This is a genomic window from Lysinibacillus sp. UBA5990, assembly GCF_002429815.1.
Lineage (GTDB): Bacteria > Bacillota > Bacilli > Bacillales_A > Planococcaceae > Lysinibacillus > Lysinibacillus fusiformis.
Window position 1 is genome coordinate 1 of record NZ_DJAY01000006.1, and the last position, 16,207, is coordinate 16,207.

Sequence of the window (16,207 nt, forward strand, 5' to 3'; positions counted from 1 at the left end):
CAGTTTTCAAGGTTCATGTTGTTCGTTGTTGTTTTTTCAACAACAACTCTTATATAATATCATGTCACGCACACTGTGTCAACATAAATTTTTTAACGAATTTTCGTTTCAACCAGTTGTATTGGCGACTTCTATAACTATACCATAATATTATTATATTGCAAGCATTTTATAAAATAAATATTAAAGCCGTTATTCCTAGAACCCCCGGAATACCTAAAACGGCAATTGTTAAGACAGAGAAAAGATTAATCGGCACATTATATCCTATATAACCGATACCTAAATGAATCATAAATAATAATAGGAAGGCAAATGCAAATCGAAACCAAAAAACAGATAATCCTTCTAAGATTTTGCCAAGCTTAGCATGTCTTATTATGACATAAAGAAAAAGAAGCCCTACAGGAACACAAATACTCATAATTACTAACCAAGACATATGGTTACCCCCTCAAAAAAATAATTATGAAAGTTTATGTTTCCTGTATTGCTTCTATGAATGGCCAATAGAACTATTTAATTAACACTCTGCGAATTCTAGCTTCTTTAAATAAATAAAAATGAATGCTTTCTGCCGCTTTTCGTTGAGCGATCGCCCCCAGATCATAGTCGTCCATTAATTCTTCTATTATCTTAGCCTGTTGTAAATCCTCTTTTGTTTCTTTTATAAGATTTACGAGCCTATTATCGAACTCTTTTTTTAGTTTTCCTTTACTACGGAAGAACATATTAATCCCTCACTCACAGCTCACGTCGACCTTCCATCGCCTTAGATAACGTTACCTCATCAGCATATTCTAAATCCCCACCTACTGGCAATCCGTGCGCAATGCGGGTCGTACGAATACCTGATGGTTTGACAAGGCGAGATATATACATAGCTGTTGCCTCGCCTTCAATAGTTGAATTCGTAGCTAGAATAAGCTCTTGGACACTTTCATCGTGCAACCGGACCAACAAGGAAGCGACATTAATATCCTCTGGACCAATGCCATCCATTGGTGATATCGCACCTTGTAGAACATGGTACATGCCATTATAGTCACGCATTTTTTCCATCGCAATCACATCTTTTGTATCTTGAACAACACAAATAATCGAATGATCTCGTTGTTTGTCTGTACATATGTGACATGGGTCTACATCCGTAATATTGCCACAAACGGAACAGTAGCTTAAATTTCGTTTAGCATCAACTAATGCTTTAGAAAAAGATAAGACATCTTCTTCCTTCATTGATAACACAAAAAACGCCAGACGAGCCGCAGTTTTCGGCCCGATACCTGGCAATTTCATAAAACTATCGATCAATTTTGATATTGGTTCTGGGTAGTACATATGAATACCTCCTAGAATGGAAGGTTTAAGCCTTGAGTGAATTTACCCATCGTTGAGTTCGTTTTTTCTTCTACCTTTTTTAATGCCTCATTAGTAGCAATAACGATTAAGTCTTGTAGCATTTCAATATCCTCTGGATCTACTACAGATTCATCAAGATTTACTGACACAACTTCACGTTGACCAGACACACTTACTTTTACCATGCCGCCACCTGCAACACCTTCAAATTGCTCTGCATTGAGAGCCTCTTGAGCCTCCATCATTTCCTTTTGCATTTTTTGCATTTTTTTCATCATACCTTGCATATTTCCCATTCCGCGCATACATGTTTTCCTCCTAAAATTTAATCTTCCATAATTTCAACAAAATCTTTACCAAAGAGATTTTCAGCCTCTGTCACAAGTGGGTCCTGTGAGGCAAGTGGCTGAGCATCATCGATAAATGGCTCATCCGACATTTCTGCCGGTGGTGGTTCTAATAACTCCTCACCATTCTCTGATGCAGCTGATGTTTTTTTGTGCTGCATACTATGATCACGGATAAACTCTTCACGCATCTTTAACCAAGATTCTTCTGGTATACAAAGCATCTCGTACAAGGTACCAGTTTGTCCGGCAATTAACTGGGTAAAGTGGCCCTTTAAAGACTGATTATCTGCAACCATCTGACAATGAATATCATACTTGAATTTTAACACAAAAGCACTTGAAGATGCCGCAACCGGTTCAGCTTCAGCTAAAAGCGCAGATTGAGATTTTTGCAATTGATTTAGTGCTTGTGCCCAAATCGATTTTATACGTTGAACATCTTGCTTTGTAGCGTCCTTTAGTACCTCTTGAATACGACCTGTCGGAGCCTTATACCCGTTTGGATTTTTAGCACGTGGTCTTTGCTCTTTTGGTGTTTGCGATGCTTGCACAGGAGCCCCTGATTGTAATTGTACGGATAATTGTTGAACCATCTGCTCAAGCGCTACAATTTTTTGAGCAAGATCAGGGCTAATAGCCGTATCGCTCGTTGTAGTTACCGCTTGATTAGTGCTCCCTCCCGAAAACTGTACCATTTTAAGTAATGCCGTTTCTAAATAGATTTTCGTATGGTGAGAAAATCGCATTTCTTGCTGAGTTTTCGCAAGTATATCAATATAGCCATAAAGCATATTCGGTGCAAATTCATGCGCCAAGGATAATACACGTTCCTCAGGAGACACGAGCTCTAATAATTCAGCTAAATCATCACTTGTTTGAAGTAATAATAAATCACGGAAAAATGTAATTAAATCTTCTGAAAGACGCAGTGGATCTTTACCATCAGCAATTAGTTGTTCTAATAACGCAAGCATTTGTGCAACATCTTTCGCTTTGAGTGCCTCGGCTAAATCATAAAAAACATCCTGACTTATTGAACCTGTAACTAGCAAGGTATCCTCAAGCTTTAGCTTCTCTCCGCTGAAAGATACTACTTGGTCCAATAAACTTAAAGCATCACGCATTCCCCCTGCAGCAGATTGCGCTATTACTTTTAAGCCTTGCTCTTCATACGGCAGCTCAATATCTTCTAAGACAACTTTCATACGTTCAATAATATCATTGGTAGAAAGTCTTTTGAAATCAAAGCGCTGACAACGAGAAATAATTGTTGCAGGCAATTTATGAGGCTCTGTTGTTGCTAAAATAAATACCGCATGAGGAGGCGGCTCTTCTAATGTTTTCAAAAGAGCGTTAAAAGCACTTGTAGAAAGCATATGCACTTCATCAATAATGTACACCTTGTATCTGCTGCTTGCAGGAGCAAAACGAACTTTTTCTATAATATCTCTAATCTCTTCAACACGTGAATTTGAAGCTGCGTCAAATTCAATGACATCAGGATGCGAACCGTCCGTAATACTTATACATGTAGCACATTCGTTACAAGGCTCTTTCGCAGGCGCATGTTCACAATTTAAAGCTTTTGCAAAAATTTTAGCTGTACTTGTCTTCCCAGTACCACGTGGCCCAGAAAAAAGGTAAGCATGCGTCGTTTTATTCGCTAGGAGAGCATTTTGTAGCGTTCTTTTGACATGCGCTTGACCGGACATCTCTCGAAAAGATTGCGGCCGATACACACGGTAAAATGCTTGATACGTCACTGTTTTTCTCTCTCCTTCTCCATTAAATAGAATAGTCTTATTATAGCATTTGCTGTCTTATATATAAAATGAAGTTACTAAATAAAAAATAAAAAAAGCACCCGCCTTATAGTAGACGGATGCTTTGAGTTGGCAATTTAATGCCGTGCACCTTTCCTTGACAGCCGCACATAAGCGTTACTCCTGTCGTTAGCTCAGATTAGGCAACCCCGCGGCACATGGATATGACCACTTAATGCTGCTTCCTTCCGGACCTGACATGGTTCATGGGTATCCATTGCGCAGGACCCAATCGTCAACACTACGTGCAGAAGGCAGACCAAACAATACGGACAGCCTCGAAAAAGGAATTCAGTCTCGCTAGAGCGGATTGCGAGTTACAGGACACCGCTACCTTCCCACCTAGCACGGCAATAACTAGTATACTGACTGTTTGTATAAATTGCAACTTAATGCACAAATTATTTATTACCTATGTATTTTTAACATCACGATATTTTGTAAAAAAATTATTGACTTGGGTTTTAAGTTATGATAAATTTATTTTTGTCGAAAGACAGCAAAGCAATATAACATGGAGGTATACCCAAGTCTGGCTGAAGGGATCGGTCTTGAAAACCGACAGGCGGGTAACACCGCGCGGGGGTTCGAATCCCTCTACCTCCTCCAGTTTTTAATTTCCGACTACGAATGTAGCCGTTTTTTTTTTGCCAAAATTGTATGTATGACTTGTTAAATACCACTTCCGTCTCGGTTGTGGTATTTTTTTATTATATTGCTTATGGGAGGTTGTCAAATTGCCATCGAAAAAAAATATAGCTCGCACTTCCCTCACTTGGGTTATTTTGATTGCTGTTTTGACCGCAATTGGTAGTGAAATTAAAATTATGCCGTTTGCCAATACGACATTTCGCTTTGGTTTAGGCACCATTATCTTTTTCTTATGCACATTAATTAAACCCACTCCCATTATTTTAGCTGGGTTTGCTACAAGTATAGTGACAATCATTTTTCGTGTTTTTAATTCCTATTTACATGATATACCCGTATTAGAGAGCATATTTAACCATTTACCAGCAGGATTATTTTATGTATTGTTTGCTATATGCCTACAAATTTTAGATGTTCAAACATATAGAGAAAAACCACTAAAGCTTGGTTTACTCGTCGCTTTTAGTGAGGTCATTAGTAACTTAGCCGAACAAATTTTCCGATTTTTTGTACAAACTTATACATTTTTATTTCTTCACGACCTTTTGATCCTATTAGCAGTGGCCTTATTACGAAGCTTTTTTGTAGTTGGTATATATAGCTCTATATTGATCGCCGAACAAAAAAAACGTGTACAAGAGATGCTGAATATTGGATCTGACCTCTATGTTGAGACTCTGTATTTAAAAAAATCCATGAACCATATTGAAACCATAACAGCTAGCGGTTTTGAATTATATCGGCAATTAAAAGCTCAAGGATATCGAGCGGAAAGCTTGCAAGCTCTTCATATTGCCCAGGAAATTCATGAAGTGAAAAAGGATTCACAACGCATCTATGCGGGCATTTCAAAGATTGTTGGTGAGAGAAGCTTCGGGCCCTTTATATTATCAGAATTATTACATTATATCGAAGACGGCAATAGTAAGTACGCTGAATTACTTGGGAAGAATATACAGTTCGAAACAAGTATAGACTTCGATTTTCAAACAAAGGAACATATTGCACTGCTTGCGCTTTTAAATAATTTAACTGCCAATGCAGTGGAGGCTATCGAAGAACAAGGTATCATTTCTATTGCTATTCAACGACAAGAGGATAATACTGTAGTAACAATATGTGACAATGGAAAGGGAATTTCACAGAATGATTTTTCTATTATTTTTGAACCTGGATTTACCACAAAATATAATGTAGAAGGTGTCGCAGCTACTGGCATTGGCCTTTCACATGTTGCTGAACTAATAGAAAAATTAAAAGGCTCCATAACCGTTGAATCAAACAATCAATACACAACGTTTAAAATCATAATTCCTACGCAAACTATTCAAACGGGAGAGACTTAAATGAGGTATTTTATTGTAGACGACGATCGCGCAAGTCGTGTCATGTTAAAACAAATTATTGAAGATAGTGGGTTAGGTACAGTGATTGGCGAAGCTCGCAATGGAGAGGATGCCATACCACAAATTTTAATGACCCAGCCTGAGATTGTGCTAATCGATTTACTGATGCCAAAGCTTGATGGTATAGCAACAGTCGAACATCTTATTCAAAATCGCTTTGAGGGTCAATTTATAATGATTTCTCAGGTTGTGAATAAAGAAATGGTTGGTGAGGCTTATGAGCAGGGAATAGATTTCTTCATTCATAAACCGATTAACCGCATTGAGGTTGAAAATGTTTTGAAAAAAACTACAGAACAATTTCGGCTGAAAAATTCATTGTTAGTTATTCGTCAATCACTTACAAATATTGAATTAAGTGAGCAAAAAGCAAATAAAGCAACTTCACGAGACCATATTCAGTCCATATTAAATGATATGGGTATTGTCGGTGAGATTGGGAGCGAGGATATTATAGCTATTATCGAAACTTTACTTGCTCATCAGCATAAGATTGCACCCCTCCCTCCATTAAAGGAGCTTTATGAAGAAATCGCTGCTGTAACAAAGGCAACACCTGATGACATTTTAAAGGAAAGTAAAGCCATAGAACAGCGTGTGCGCAGAACGATATTAGCTGCCATGATTAATCTTGCAAACTTAGGTGTTGTCGATTACACCAACTCTGAGTTTGAATACTATGCCCCTCGCTACTTCGATTTTAAAGAAATTCGTCAACTCATGACTCAGATTGAAGACCATGACAATCGTAAAGCAAAGGTAAATATTAAGAAGTTTATTCAAGTGCTATATTCAGACATTTTAACAAAATTAAATTAATTTTCTCGGATTTTGTCGGATTCCATAAGTCCTCCGTATTATTAAAGTAAGGCGTGTCCTAAAAATTTAATATCAGGGGGTACAAAGGGTTTGAAGAAGAAATTTAAAATCAGTCTAGCCGCTCAAATTTTAATCGGCTTGATTTTAGGGATCATTGTTGGTGGTATTTTTTATGGAAACCCCAAGATTGAGACATATTTACAACCATTAGGGGATATCTTTTTACATCTTATTAAGATGATTGTTGTACCGATTATTATTTCTACATTAATCGTAGGTGTTGCTGGTACTGGAGACATGAAGCAGCTTGGCCGATTAGGCGGGAAATCCATTATTTACTTTGAAATTATTACGACTGTAGCTATTTTAGTCGGATTACTTTCCGCTAATATTTTCCAACCTGGTGCAGGAATAAACATGAACGAATTATCTCAAGGAGATATTTCGAAATATGTTACAACGACTGAGGAAGTACAACATGAGGGGCCCTTCGATATAATTGTAGGTATTGTCCCAACAAATATTATTCAGTCTATGGCTGAGGGTAATATGCTTGCGATTATTTTCTTCTCAGTTATTTTTGGTTTAGGAGTTGCAGCAGTTGGCGATCGAGGAAAGCCAGTCTTAGACTTCTTCCAAGGGGTAGCAGATGCGATGTTCTGGGTAACTAACCTCGTAATGAAGTTTGCTCCAATCGGGGTATTTGGTTTAATTGGTGTAACCGTTTCCAAATATGGGTTTGCCTCATTGGTACCACTTGCCAAATTAGCCATTCTTGTTTATGCAACTATGTTATTCTTTATCTTTGTTGTTCTTGGCCTTGTGGCAAAATTCGCAGGAATTAGCATCTTCTATTTAATTAAAGTGCTGAAAGATGAGCTAATCTTAGCATTCTCAACAGCAAGTTCTGAAGCTGTATTACCGCGTATTATGTTAAAAATGGAGAAATTAGGGGCTCCGAAGGATATTGTATCCTTTGTTATCCCAACCGGTTACTCCTTTAACTTAGACGGATCAACGCTATACCAAGCGATTGCAGCATTATTTATTGCGCAAATGTACGGTATTCACCTAAGCATTGGTGAACAAATTACGTTAATGCTTGTATTGATGGTTACATCGAAAGGGATTGCAGGGGTTCCAGGGGTATCTTTCGTAGTGCTTCTAGCCACTTTAGGTACTGTCGGCATTCCGTTAGAAGGTCTAGCATTTATCGCTGGTATTGACCGTATTCTTGATATGGGACGTACAGTTGTTAACGTAATTGGTAACTCATTAGCGTCATTAGTTATGGCGAAATGGGAAGGCCGTTTCGATCGCGAAAAAATGAAGAATTATTTTAATGAAAATGAAAATTTAGCATAAAATAAAAAACGCTCACGATGTTGGATGGCATCGTGAGCGTTTTTTTATTTTCCAAGCACTTTATTTAAATATGCAACAATGGATTCTTTGCCATTTGCATGTGCTTCTTGAGCACGCTTTTCATCTTTTAGTATCTTTTCCTCCGCAGCTTCGATCACTTTTTCAGCATCTTGCTGTGGTACAACAATAACACCATCCACATCTCCAATTATATAGTCGCCTGGGTGAACTGTTACTCCTCCAATGGCAATGGGAACATTTACTTTGCCACCACCATTTTTATTACCAGCAGCTACTGTAGTACCTAAAGCGAATACAGGGAAATCTAGCTCACGAATAGCGGCAATATCACGAATTACACCGTCAACTACAAAGCCTTTTACACCAATACCTTTTGCTAAGGACACCACAAAATCTCCTGCTACCGCTCGATTGGTGTTTCCTTTTGCATCAATAACCAAAATATCTCCTTCATTAGCCGCTCGAATAGCCTCCAACACTGCACCATTTTCACCATCTGGTAATCGTACAGTTACCGCACGCCCAGCAATTTTAAAATGATTGGCTAGCGGTTTAATCGTACTACACAAATTCGTATGTCCACCTGTCACATCTGAAATAGCTGTTGTTGGTAGATGCTGAAAACTTACTTCCACTTTTGTCATCCATAACACCCCTATTATGATTAATGAACGTCTTACACAAATATTGTAATGAAAAAACTTATACTATTTCAACACATCTACAAAATATTGTAAATTAGTCCACCACCTAGTCTGCGAATGGGGCAATATGCAACGTTAAATAATTTCAATAAATTGCTTGGACTGCTCGTCTAAAGCTTCAGCCGCAGATGCAATTTCATTAAAATCTTTAGTTGTAATAGTAATTTGTTCATTTGTTTTTTCTACTTTTTCAGCTATCTTTGTAATACTGGCTGTCACTTGATTAATTTCCCGCTCTATCCCCTCTATATGATCCTTCACCTCTGAAATGGATTGCTCTACCCTGACAGAAAGCTTGCGCACCTCTTTTGCCACTACATCAAAGCCTCGGCCATACTCCCCAGCTCGTGCAGCTTCAATAGCTGCATTTAAAGCTAATAAATTTGTTTGGGAAGCAATCTCTTGAATGGTTTTCACAATCACTTTAATGGAAACAGATTGATTTTTTAGCTGTGCCAGATTGCTAACATTTTCTTTTGACTCCTGAGAAACCGCTTGAATGGTGCTCAGTAATTCTTGACTATTTTGAATACCAGCCTCTGAGCGTTGATGAAGCTCATTAGACATTTCCTTCAATTGATCTGCTACATTTGTTATTTCATTTTGACGTTCAGTAATATTTGTAGCAATTTTTGAAACACCAATTACTTTATTTGTGTGGTTAGCGAAAACAGGCATATACGTAGCCTCAAGCCAAATTCTTTGGCCATTTGCATCAATTCTCTCAATTTTGTCCTGATAACTATTTCCTGCTACTAAATTGCGCCAAAATTGTTCGTATGCTGCACTGTGAACGAAATTTGGTAAACAAAAATCTTTATGATTCTTTCCTAACATCTCTTGTACTGTATAGCCTAATGTTCTAGCAAATAGTTCATTCACATAGGCTACCCTTCGATCCATATCAAAACGTATAATTGCTATATTTCGTTCAATGGCTTGTACTACTAAATCATCAGTTACTTGAGTATCTGCACCTTGCATAATCCACCTCATCCATTTCTATTTTTTACCGTTTATTTTATATTATAAAAAACATGGGCAATGTTCACCCATGTTTTTTTAGTAAACGTACTATTTCCTCTGGAGTAGTTGCTATACGGAAAAAGGACTTTTGTTCAGGTCGTATAAATCCTTCCTCTAGCATTATTTTAAAATGCTGTAAGAGTGCATCATAAAAACCATTTACATTATATAAAATGACAGGTTTTTCATGAAGGCCAATTTGTGCCCAAGTAAAAACTTCAAAATATTCGTCTAAAGTTCCTGCACCTCCTGGAAGAGCAATAAATGCATCAGCCAGCTCCGCCATTTTAGCTTTCCGAATATGCATAGACTCAACAAAATGAATTTCTGTTAATGAAGCATGAGCCAGTTCCCGCTTTTGTAAATGGGTTGGCATAACACCAATAACCTCTCCACCTGCGGCTAAAACAGCATCTGCGACCTTTCCCATTAACCCCATTTTGGAACCACCGTAAACAACACTATGTCCGTGCTTAGCTAATACTGTACCTAGCTCTGTAGCTTTCTCCCCATAGACTGGACTTTTACCTATACCAGATCCGCAATACACTGCAATTCTTATAGTAATCCCTCCTATTCAAAAAACGTGAAACAATCGGCTATGTATTGTTTCACGTTCTTTGGTCGTTTCTTGCTCTTCTATTTTCTTAAATGGCTTGTTTGTTTTAGCATATGACTGATACGGCTCACAATTGATTCAATTGCATCCGGATTTTTTAATAAATCATAATCATTAATATCTAAACGTAGAACTGGACAGGAATTAAAATTATTAACCCAGTTTTCATAACGTTCATGCATTTCTATCCAATAATCATTTGGCGTTTGTTGCTCCATTGCACGCCCACGTTCTTGTATTCGCCCAATAACAGCATCAATCGGCCCCTCAAGATAAACAAGTAAATCTGGATGTGGGAAATACGGTGTCATGACCATAGCATCAAATAAATTTGTGTATGTTTCATAATCTGTTGGGCTCATTGTTCCCTTATCGTAATGCATTTTAGCGAATATCCCAGTATCTTCATAAATAGAACGGTCTTGTATAAATCCTCCACCATACTCAAAAATACGTTTCTGTTCCTTAAACCGCTCTGCCAAAAAGTAGACTTGTAAATGGAAGCTCCATTTTTCAAAGTCCTCATAAAATTTATCAAGATACGGATTTGTATCTACTTTTTCGAATGATGTACGGAAATTTAATGCTTCTGCTAAAGCTGTTGTCATCGTAGACTTTCCTACGCCTACAGTACCGGCAATCGTGATGACCGTTTGTGGAGGAATATCGTATTTCTCTCTTAAATTCATTATTGCAAACTCCTTTTTTGTAACGTATCCTTAATAATTTTTAAAACATAATTTAAATCGTCTGGATTTTTAACAAAATCGAGCTGATCTCCATTAAATCGAATAACTGGTATTTCAGGATGCATATTCTCAAAATGTTCGATAAAAGAATGATAATCGGTTACGAGCTGCTCCATATAATCGCGTGATATCATTTTTTCAAAATCTCGTCCACGCATGGCAATGCGTTTCATCAATGTTTCAACGCTTGCATGTAAATAAACAACTACATTAGGAACAGGCATGTCTTTTGTTAATATATTATATATTTCCTCATACTTTTCGTATTCGGTAGATGCCAGTGTACGCTTCGCAAATATTAAATTTTTAAAAATATGATAATCTGCTACAACTGGCTTGGCATGAGCAAATCGGAATTTTTTAATGTCCGTTAATTGCTTATAGCGATTACAAAGAAAGAACATTTCCGTTTGGAAACTCCACTCCTCAATGTTTTCATAAAACTTATTTAAAAAAGGGTTTTCGTCTACAATTTCTTTTAATAGATGGTAATTAAATGTCGCCGCTATCTCTTTCGATAAAGAGGTTTTACCAACACCAATCGGACCTTCTACCGTAACAAATGGAACCGTCACCAGAAGCTCCTCCTTTTGTTATATGGATTCGATCATTGTGTTCTACATAAATGAGTCAGTACCTTTCATTTTATCATAGTGAGAAAATGAAAAACAGAATCAACCTATTATTCTAGAAAATTAAGCAGGAGATTTCCCTCCGTATAAATAGAAAAAAGGCATTAAGAATATGCATCCCAACGCCTTTTCATCTTTACAATTTCACTCGCTGTAAACGTAGAGCATTTAATACAACCGATACAGAACTAAAAGCCATTGCCGCACCTGCCACCCACGGAGCAAGCAGACCAATTGCAGCAATCGGAATACCTAATGTATTGTAAGCAAATGCCCAAAACAGATTTTGTTTAATATTACGCATTGTTTTTCTACTCATAAGAATGGCATCCGCAATACTATTTAAATCACCACGGATTAACGTAATATCTGCCGCTTCCATCGCCACATCTGTCCCTGTACCAATGGCCATACCAATATTGGCCGTTGCCAGCGCAGGTGCATCATTAATACCGTCGCCAACCATTGCTACATTTTTACCCTGGGCTTGAAGTTTTTTCACCTCATTTGCTTTTCCTTCAGGTAAAACTTCCGCAATAACTTGGTTCACGCCTACCTCTGCGCCTATTGCCTGGGCTGTACGTTCATTATCTCCCGTCATCATGATGACTGTAATGCCCATATTCTGTAAACGATGAATGGCTTCCTTAGACGTATCTTTTACTGTATCAGCAACAGCTACTACCCCCGCATATTGGCCATTTATTGCAGCCAACATCGCTGTTTTGCCATTTCGCTCTAATTGCTCCATTGTTGGTAAAATATCATCTAGCTGGATGCCGTACTGTTGCATTAATTTTCGTGTACCAATGACAACACCTTGACCTGAGACTGTTGCCTGCACACCGTAACCTGGAATAGCCTCAAAAAATTGAACTTCCCCTAAAGCAATCCCACGTTCTTCTATACCATGAACAATCGCCTCTGCAAGTGGATGCTCCGACTGTTTCTCAGCCGCACCAATTAATGATAAAAAGCGTGTTTCCTCTTGGTCTGGTGCTAAAAGAACATCCGTTAGTACTGGCTTACCATGTGTCACTGTCCCTGTTTTATCTACAACGACCGTATCAATACTTTGTGTTTGTTCTAAATGCTCGCCACCTTTGAATAAAATACCAAATTCAGCAGCGCGACCCGAACCAGCCATTATAGAGGTCGGTGTGGCTAAACCAAGTGCACATGGGCAAGCAATTACAAGTACTGCAATTAAGACCTCTAAAGCAGGCGTAAATTCTCCTGGACGTACCCAAATAATCCAAACGATAAATGTCACAATCGCAATGCCCACAACAATTGGTACAAAAACCCCTGAGATTTGGTCTGCTAAACGTTGAATCGGTGCTTTTGATCCTTGAGCATCTTCTACCACCTTAATAATTTGTGCTAGTGCCGTATCACGACCAACCTTTGTCGCTGTCATTTTTATAAAACCATTTTTATTAATAGTCGATCCAAATAATGAATCGCCCTGCTTTTTATCGACTGGTAAACTCTCTCCTGTCAACATGGATTCATCAACAGCCGTTGTTCCCTCTAAAACTTCTCCGTCAACGGGTATCTTTTCTCCTGGTTTAACTAGGATGATATCACCAATCATCACTTCTTCTAAAGGCACTTCCATCTCTAGACCGTCACGTACAACAATGGCTGTTTTGGCTTGAAGTCCCATCAGTTTTTTTATCGCCTCAGATGAACGTCCTTTTGCTTTTGCCTCAAATAATTTACCTAATAAAATTAATGTAATTAATACAGCGCTTGTTTCAAAATAGAGGTGCGGGCCATGATGTGATCCTATCGTCATGATTGCTTGATAAACACTATAGAAATAAGCCGCTGATGTCCCCATCACAACAAGTACATCCATATTTGCACTGCCATTTCGTAATGCCTTATATGCCCCTACATAAAACTGCTTACCAATAATAAATTGTACGGGTGTAGCCAACACCATTTGAATCCATGGATTCATAAGGATTTCCGGCACATATAAAAACGATGTAAATGTAAAATGTCCAACCATCGTCCAGAGCAGTGGTAGGGATAGAATAGCTGATAAAATAAATTTTTGTTGTTGCTGCTTAATAGCCTTTTCTCGATGATCCTCTGTTTCCTGCTCATCTGCTTTTTGATGAGCGCCATATCCTAACTTCTCAACCTTAGCAATAATATCTGCAATGTTCACCTCTGATGGGTTAAACTCAATCATTGCTTTTTCAAGAGCTAAGTTGACATTGGCAGATGATACGCCGCTCATTTTATTTAATCCTTTTTCTATTCGAGTAGCACAGGCCGCACATGTCATTCCTGTAATATCAAGTTCAGTTTTTTGTTTAACTACTCCATAGCCAAGCGCTTCTATCTTTTTTTCAAAATCTGCTTCACTTAGCTTTGCTGGGTCGTACTTAATAGATGATTTTTCAAGAGCTAAATTAACTGTTGCTTGTTCTACTCCATCCATTTTATTTAACCCTTTTTCTATGCGAGTGGCACAGGCCGCACATGTCATCCCTGTAATTTGCAAATTAGCTTCCTTATGATCAGAACTCATTTACCTTTCACCTCTCCTTATACCGACTGGGGGTATATATTTTTGAAAATAAGAGAGTGCCACAGAAGCACTCTACAAATTTTATTTTACTTCATAGCCTTGATCATCAATTGTCTCTTTAATTTGATCAAGTGATACTTGTGCATCGTCAAATGCAACATCAACTAAACCTTCTGCTAAATTTACTTTTACTTGTTCAACACCAGCTAAAGCACCAACGTTTTTTTCAACCGCGTTTACACAATGACCACATGACATTCCTTGTACATTTAATGTTACATTTTGCATAATAAATCTCTCCTTTTAATTTTTTTATATACATCTATTTTTTCATTAACTTTTGAATCGTTACTACTAATTCATCTAAAACTGCATCATCGCCCTCCGATAGACGATCCACAACACAACCCTTTAAATGACCTTCTAATAAAATTTTCGCTACACTATTCAAAGCTGATTGTGTCGCAGACAGTTGCGTAATAACATCATCACAATAAACGTCTTTTTCGATCATTCCCTTAATGCCTCGGATTTGACCTTCTATACGGTTTAAACGAGTTGTTAAATCCTTTTTTACACGCTCAGGGTGATGGCTTTTTCGACAAGACGTAGCTCCCTCTGTATGACAAGCATCCTCTTTTACTATGTCCTCCATCCACTACACCTCCTATTTCAGTTTTATTATACTATACCCACGAAGGGTATGCAAGCCGTAAAATTTTTTTTTATTCATGATGATGTTCATGAACATTTTTCAATTGACATAAAATTGAGCTTGCATGTGGATGGGAAGCCGTTTCTAGTTGAATGGTTACATGTTTAATACCCTTATGCTCAAGATTATGTTCAATTTTTCGTAGAATATGCTCACCCTCTACAATGTTTAAGTGCTTATTTACCACTGCATGACAAGACAAAGCATTGGTTCCACTAGTAATTGTCCAGATGTGTAAATCGTGGATGCTTTCTATCCCATCGGTTTGTTCAATTAATTGAATTATCTCCTGAACATCGACATTTGAAGGTGTTCCTTCCATTAAGACATGAATAGCGGATTTTGTAACATAGTAGCCACTTCTTACTACTAATAAGGCGACAATAACACTCGCTAGAGGATCAGCCCATCCCCAACCAAAAAACATAATTAGTAAGGCAGCCACAATAGCCCCTACGGACCCAAGCATATCACTTAGTACATGTAAAAAAGCCCCACGCATATTTAAATTGTCCTTTGTATCACTACCACGCATCATAATCCATGCAACTAAGATGTTAACCAAAAGACCAATTGTACTAATAATAAGCATACCTGTAGTAGCCACTTCCGGAGGATTTGCAAAACGTTCGATCGCTTCATAGAAAATAAATAATGCAATCCCAATTAATGTAACGCCATTTAATACTGCTGCTAATATTTCAAATCGTTTATATCCATATGTTTTACTGTAGCTTGCTGCTTTTTCTCCAAAAACAAACGCAAGTAAGGCGATAGCTAATGAGATGGAATCACTTAACATATGACCGGCATCCGATAAAAGAGCCAAACTATTCGTTAAAAAACCACCAATTGCTTCAACAACCATATAACTAGTAATAATAATAAATGATACGATTAACACCTTTTTATTAGCGCCATGTGTATGATCATGGCCATGATCATGATTATGTCCCATCAACAATACCTCCGTTCTTTAGTTATGTGCAGCATGCTCAATTGCCTGCTTCAATAAATTCATAATATGATCGTCATCTTTGGAGTAATATAAAGTGGTACCTTCTCGTCTAAATTTCACTAATCGCAAATTTTTTAGAAACCGTAATTGATGAGAAACGGTCGATTGTCCTAAATCTAAAATTTCAGCAATGTCGTTGACGGAATGCTCATCTGCGCATAGTAAATTTAAAATTCGGATTCGTGTTGGGTCACTTAATGCCTTAAAGGTTTGTGACACGACGAATAATGTCTCATCGTCTAAATGCTGACTATTTTCCACATTCGTTATTTTTATTTGTTCATCCATATTAGTTTACCCCCAATAATTTATATTTATATATGACCATGTGTTCATATATAAATATAAATGGTTATTTTAGGAATGTCAATACATCATGCTTTGGAATTCTGCATGAAG

18 protein-coding genes, 1 tRNA gene, 1 other RNA gene and 1 pseudogene are annotated in these 16,207 nt (G+C 37.7%); 4 read left to right on the forward strand and 17 right to left on the reverse strand.

Going from position 1 to position 16,207, the window contains the following annotated elements:
* Window positions 1-169 precede the first annotated feature (169 nt).
* The 6 genes from B3D94_RS04125 to ffs all read right to left on the reverse strand — a co-directional run bounded on the left by B3D94_RS04125 (window position 170) and on the right by ffs (window position 3,886).
* On the reverse strand, window positions 170-442 hold the full coding sequence (locus B3D94_RS04125) for a pro-sigmaK processing inhibitor BofA family protein (RefSeq protein ID WP_008179699.1): 273 nt from the start codon (window positions 440-442) through the stop codon (window positions 170-172).
* A gap of 73 nt (window positions 443-515) precedes the next feature.
* Window positions 516-731 (reverse strand): YaaL family protein, encoded by a 216-nt coding sequence (locus tag B3D94_RS04130; RefSeq protein WP_036122003.1) that lies wholly within the window; start codon window positions 729-731, stop codon window positions 516-518.
* A gap of 13 nt (window positions 732-744) precedes the next feature.
* Window positions 745-1,341 (reverse strand): recombination mediator RecR, encoded by a 597-nt coding sequence (gene recR / locus B3D94_RS04135; protein ID WP_036122001.1) that lies wholly within the window; start codon window positions 1,339-1,341, stop codon window positions 745-747.
* Between the two features lie 11 nt (window positions 1,342-1,352).
* A complete protein-coding gene (locus B3D94_RS04140) occupies window positions 1,353-1,667 on the reverse strand; it encodes a YbaB/EbfC family nucleoid-associated protein (protein WP_069483075.1) in 315 nt (104 codons plus the stop codon).
* A gap of 20 nt (window positions 1,668-1,687) precedes the next feature.
* Complete coding sequence (dnaX, locus tag B3D94_RS04145) at window positions 1,688-3,475, reverse strand: DNA polymerase III subunit gamma/tau (RefSeq protein ID WP_291755035.1); 1,788 nt, start codon at window positions 3,473-3,475, stop codon at window positions 1,688-1,690.
* Window positions 3,476-3,618: 143 nt separating this feature from the next.
* Window positions 3,619-3,886: signal recognition particle sRNA large type (gene ffs / locus B3D94_RS04150), an RNA gene on the reverse strand.
* A 165-nt stretch (window positions 3,887-4,051) separates the two neighbouring features.
* Between ffs and B3D94_RS04155 the strand changes: the two genes are divergently transcribed.
* The 4 genes from B3D94_RS04155 to B3D94_RS04170 all read left to right on the forward strand — a co-directional run bounded on the left by B3D94_RS04155 (window position 4,052) and on the right by B3D94_RS04170 (window position 7,776).
* Window positions 4,052-4,144 (forward strand) — tRNA-Ser (locus tag B3D94_RS04155).
* 128 nt (window positions 4,145-4,272) lie between these two features.
* The gene (locus B3D94_RS04160; protein WP_193833519.1) at window positions 4,273-5,532 is read left to right on the forward strand and encodes a sensor histidine kinase; all 1,260 of its coding nucleotides are present in this window, start codon (window positions 4,273-4,275) and stop codon (window positions 5,530-5,532) included.
* Window positions 5,533-6,411, forward strand: coding sequence for a response regulator (locus B3D94_RS04165; protein WP_008179686.1), 879 nt, complete (start codon window positions 5,533-5,535; stop codon window positions 6,409-6,411).
* A gap of 90 nt (window positions 6,412-6,501) precedes the next feature.
* Window positions 6,502-7,776, forward strand: coding sequence for a cation:dicarboxylate symporter family transporter (locus B3D94_RS04170; protein ID WP_008179685.1), 1,275 nt, complete (start codon window positions 6,502-6,504; stop codon window positions 7,774-7,776).
* A gap of 44 nt (window positions 7,777-7,820) precedes the next feature.
* On the opposite strand, the gene B3D94_RS04175 is transcribed toward B3D94_RS04170, so the two are convergent.
* The 11 genes and pseudogenes from B3D94_RS04175 to B3D94_RS04220 all read right to left on the reverse strand — a co-directional run bounded on the left by B3D94_RS04175 (window position 7,821) and on the right by B3D94_RS04220 (window position 16,096).
* A complete protein-coding gene (locus B3D94_RS04175) occupies window positions 7,821-8,441 on the reverse strand; it encodes an RraA family protein (protein WP_291755039.1) in 621 nt (206 codons plus the stop codon).
* Between the two features lie 135 nt (window positions 8,442-8,576).
* The gene (locus B3D94_RS22985; RefSeq protein ID WP_414673974.1) at window positions 8,577-9,068 is read right to left on the reverse strand and encodes a methyl-accepting chemotaxis protein; all 492 of its coding nucleotides are present in this window, start codon (window positions 9,066-9,068) and stop codon (window positions 8,577-8,579) included.
* A gap of 45 nt (window positions 9,069-9,113) precedes the next feature.
* Window positions 9,114-9,497, reverse strand: a pseudogene (locus B3D94_RS22990) (PAS domain-containing protein); the annotation flags it as partial.
* A 52-nt stretch (window positions 9,498-9,549) separates the two neighbouring features.
* Complete coding sequence (locus tag B3D94_RS04185; RefSeq protein WP_036224737.1) at window positions 9,550-10,077, reverse strand: TIGR00730 family Rossman fold protein; 528 nt, start codon at window positions 10,075-10,077, stop codon at window positions 9,550-9,552.
* 89 nt (window positions 10,078-10,166) lie between these two features.
* Entirely contained in the window at window positions 10,167-10,835 is a 669-nt protein-coding gene (locus B3D94_RS04190) for a deoxynucleoside kinase (protein ID WP_069483080.1), read from the reverse strand.
* A complete protein-coding gene (locus B3D94_RS04195) occupies window positions 10,835-11,470 on the reverse strand; it encodes a deoxynucleoside kinase (protein ID WP_069483081.1) in 636 nt (211 codons plus the stop codon). The genes B3D94_RS04190 and B3D94_RS04195 overlap by 1 nt, the downstream gene beginning before the upstream one ends.
* A gap of 193 nt (window positions 11,471-11,663) precedes the next feature.
* A complete protein-coding gene (locus B3D94_RS04200; protein ID WP_291755054.1) occupies window positions 11,664-14,075 on the reverse strand; it encodes a heavy metal translocating P-type ATPase in 2,412 nt (803 codons plus the stop codon).
* 81 nt (window positions 14,076-14,156) lie between these two features.
* Window positions 14,157-14,363, reverse strand: coding sequence for a copper chaperone CopZ (gene copZ / locus B3D94_RS04205; RefSeq protein ID WP_036121975.1), 207 nt, complete (start codon window positions 14,361-14,363; stop codon window positions 14,157-14,159).
* A gap of 34 nt (window positions 14,364-14,397) precedes the next feature.
* Complete coding sequence (locus tag B3D94_RS04210; RefSeq protein ID WP_008179668.1) at window positions 14,398-14,730, reverse strand: metal-sensitive transcriptional regulator; 333 nt, start codon at window positions 14,728-14,730, stop codon at window positions 14,398-14,400.
* Window positions 14,731-14,800: 70 nt separating this feature from the next.
* On the reverse strand, window positions 14,801-15,748 hold the full coding sequence (locus B3D94_RS04215; protein WP_291755059.1) for a cation diffusion facilitator family transporter: 948 nt from the start codon (window positions 15,746-15,748) through the stop codon (window positions 14,801-14,803).
* Window positions 15,749-15,766: 18 nt separating this feature from the next.
* On the reverse strand, window positions 15,767-16,096 hold the full coding sequence (locus tag B3D94_RS04220) for an ArsR/SmtB family transcription factor (protein ID WP_025117719.1): 330 nt from the start codon (window positions 16,094-16,096) through the stop codon (window positions 15,767-15,769).
* Between the last annotated feature and the right edge of the window lie 111 nt (window positions 16,097-16,207).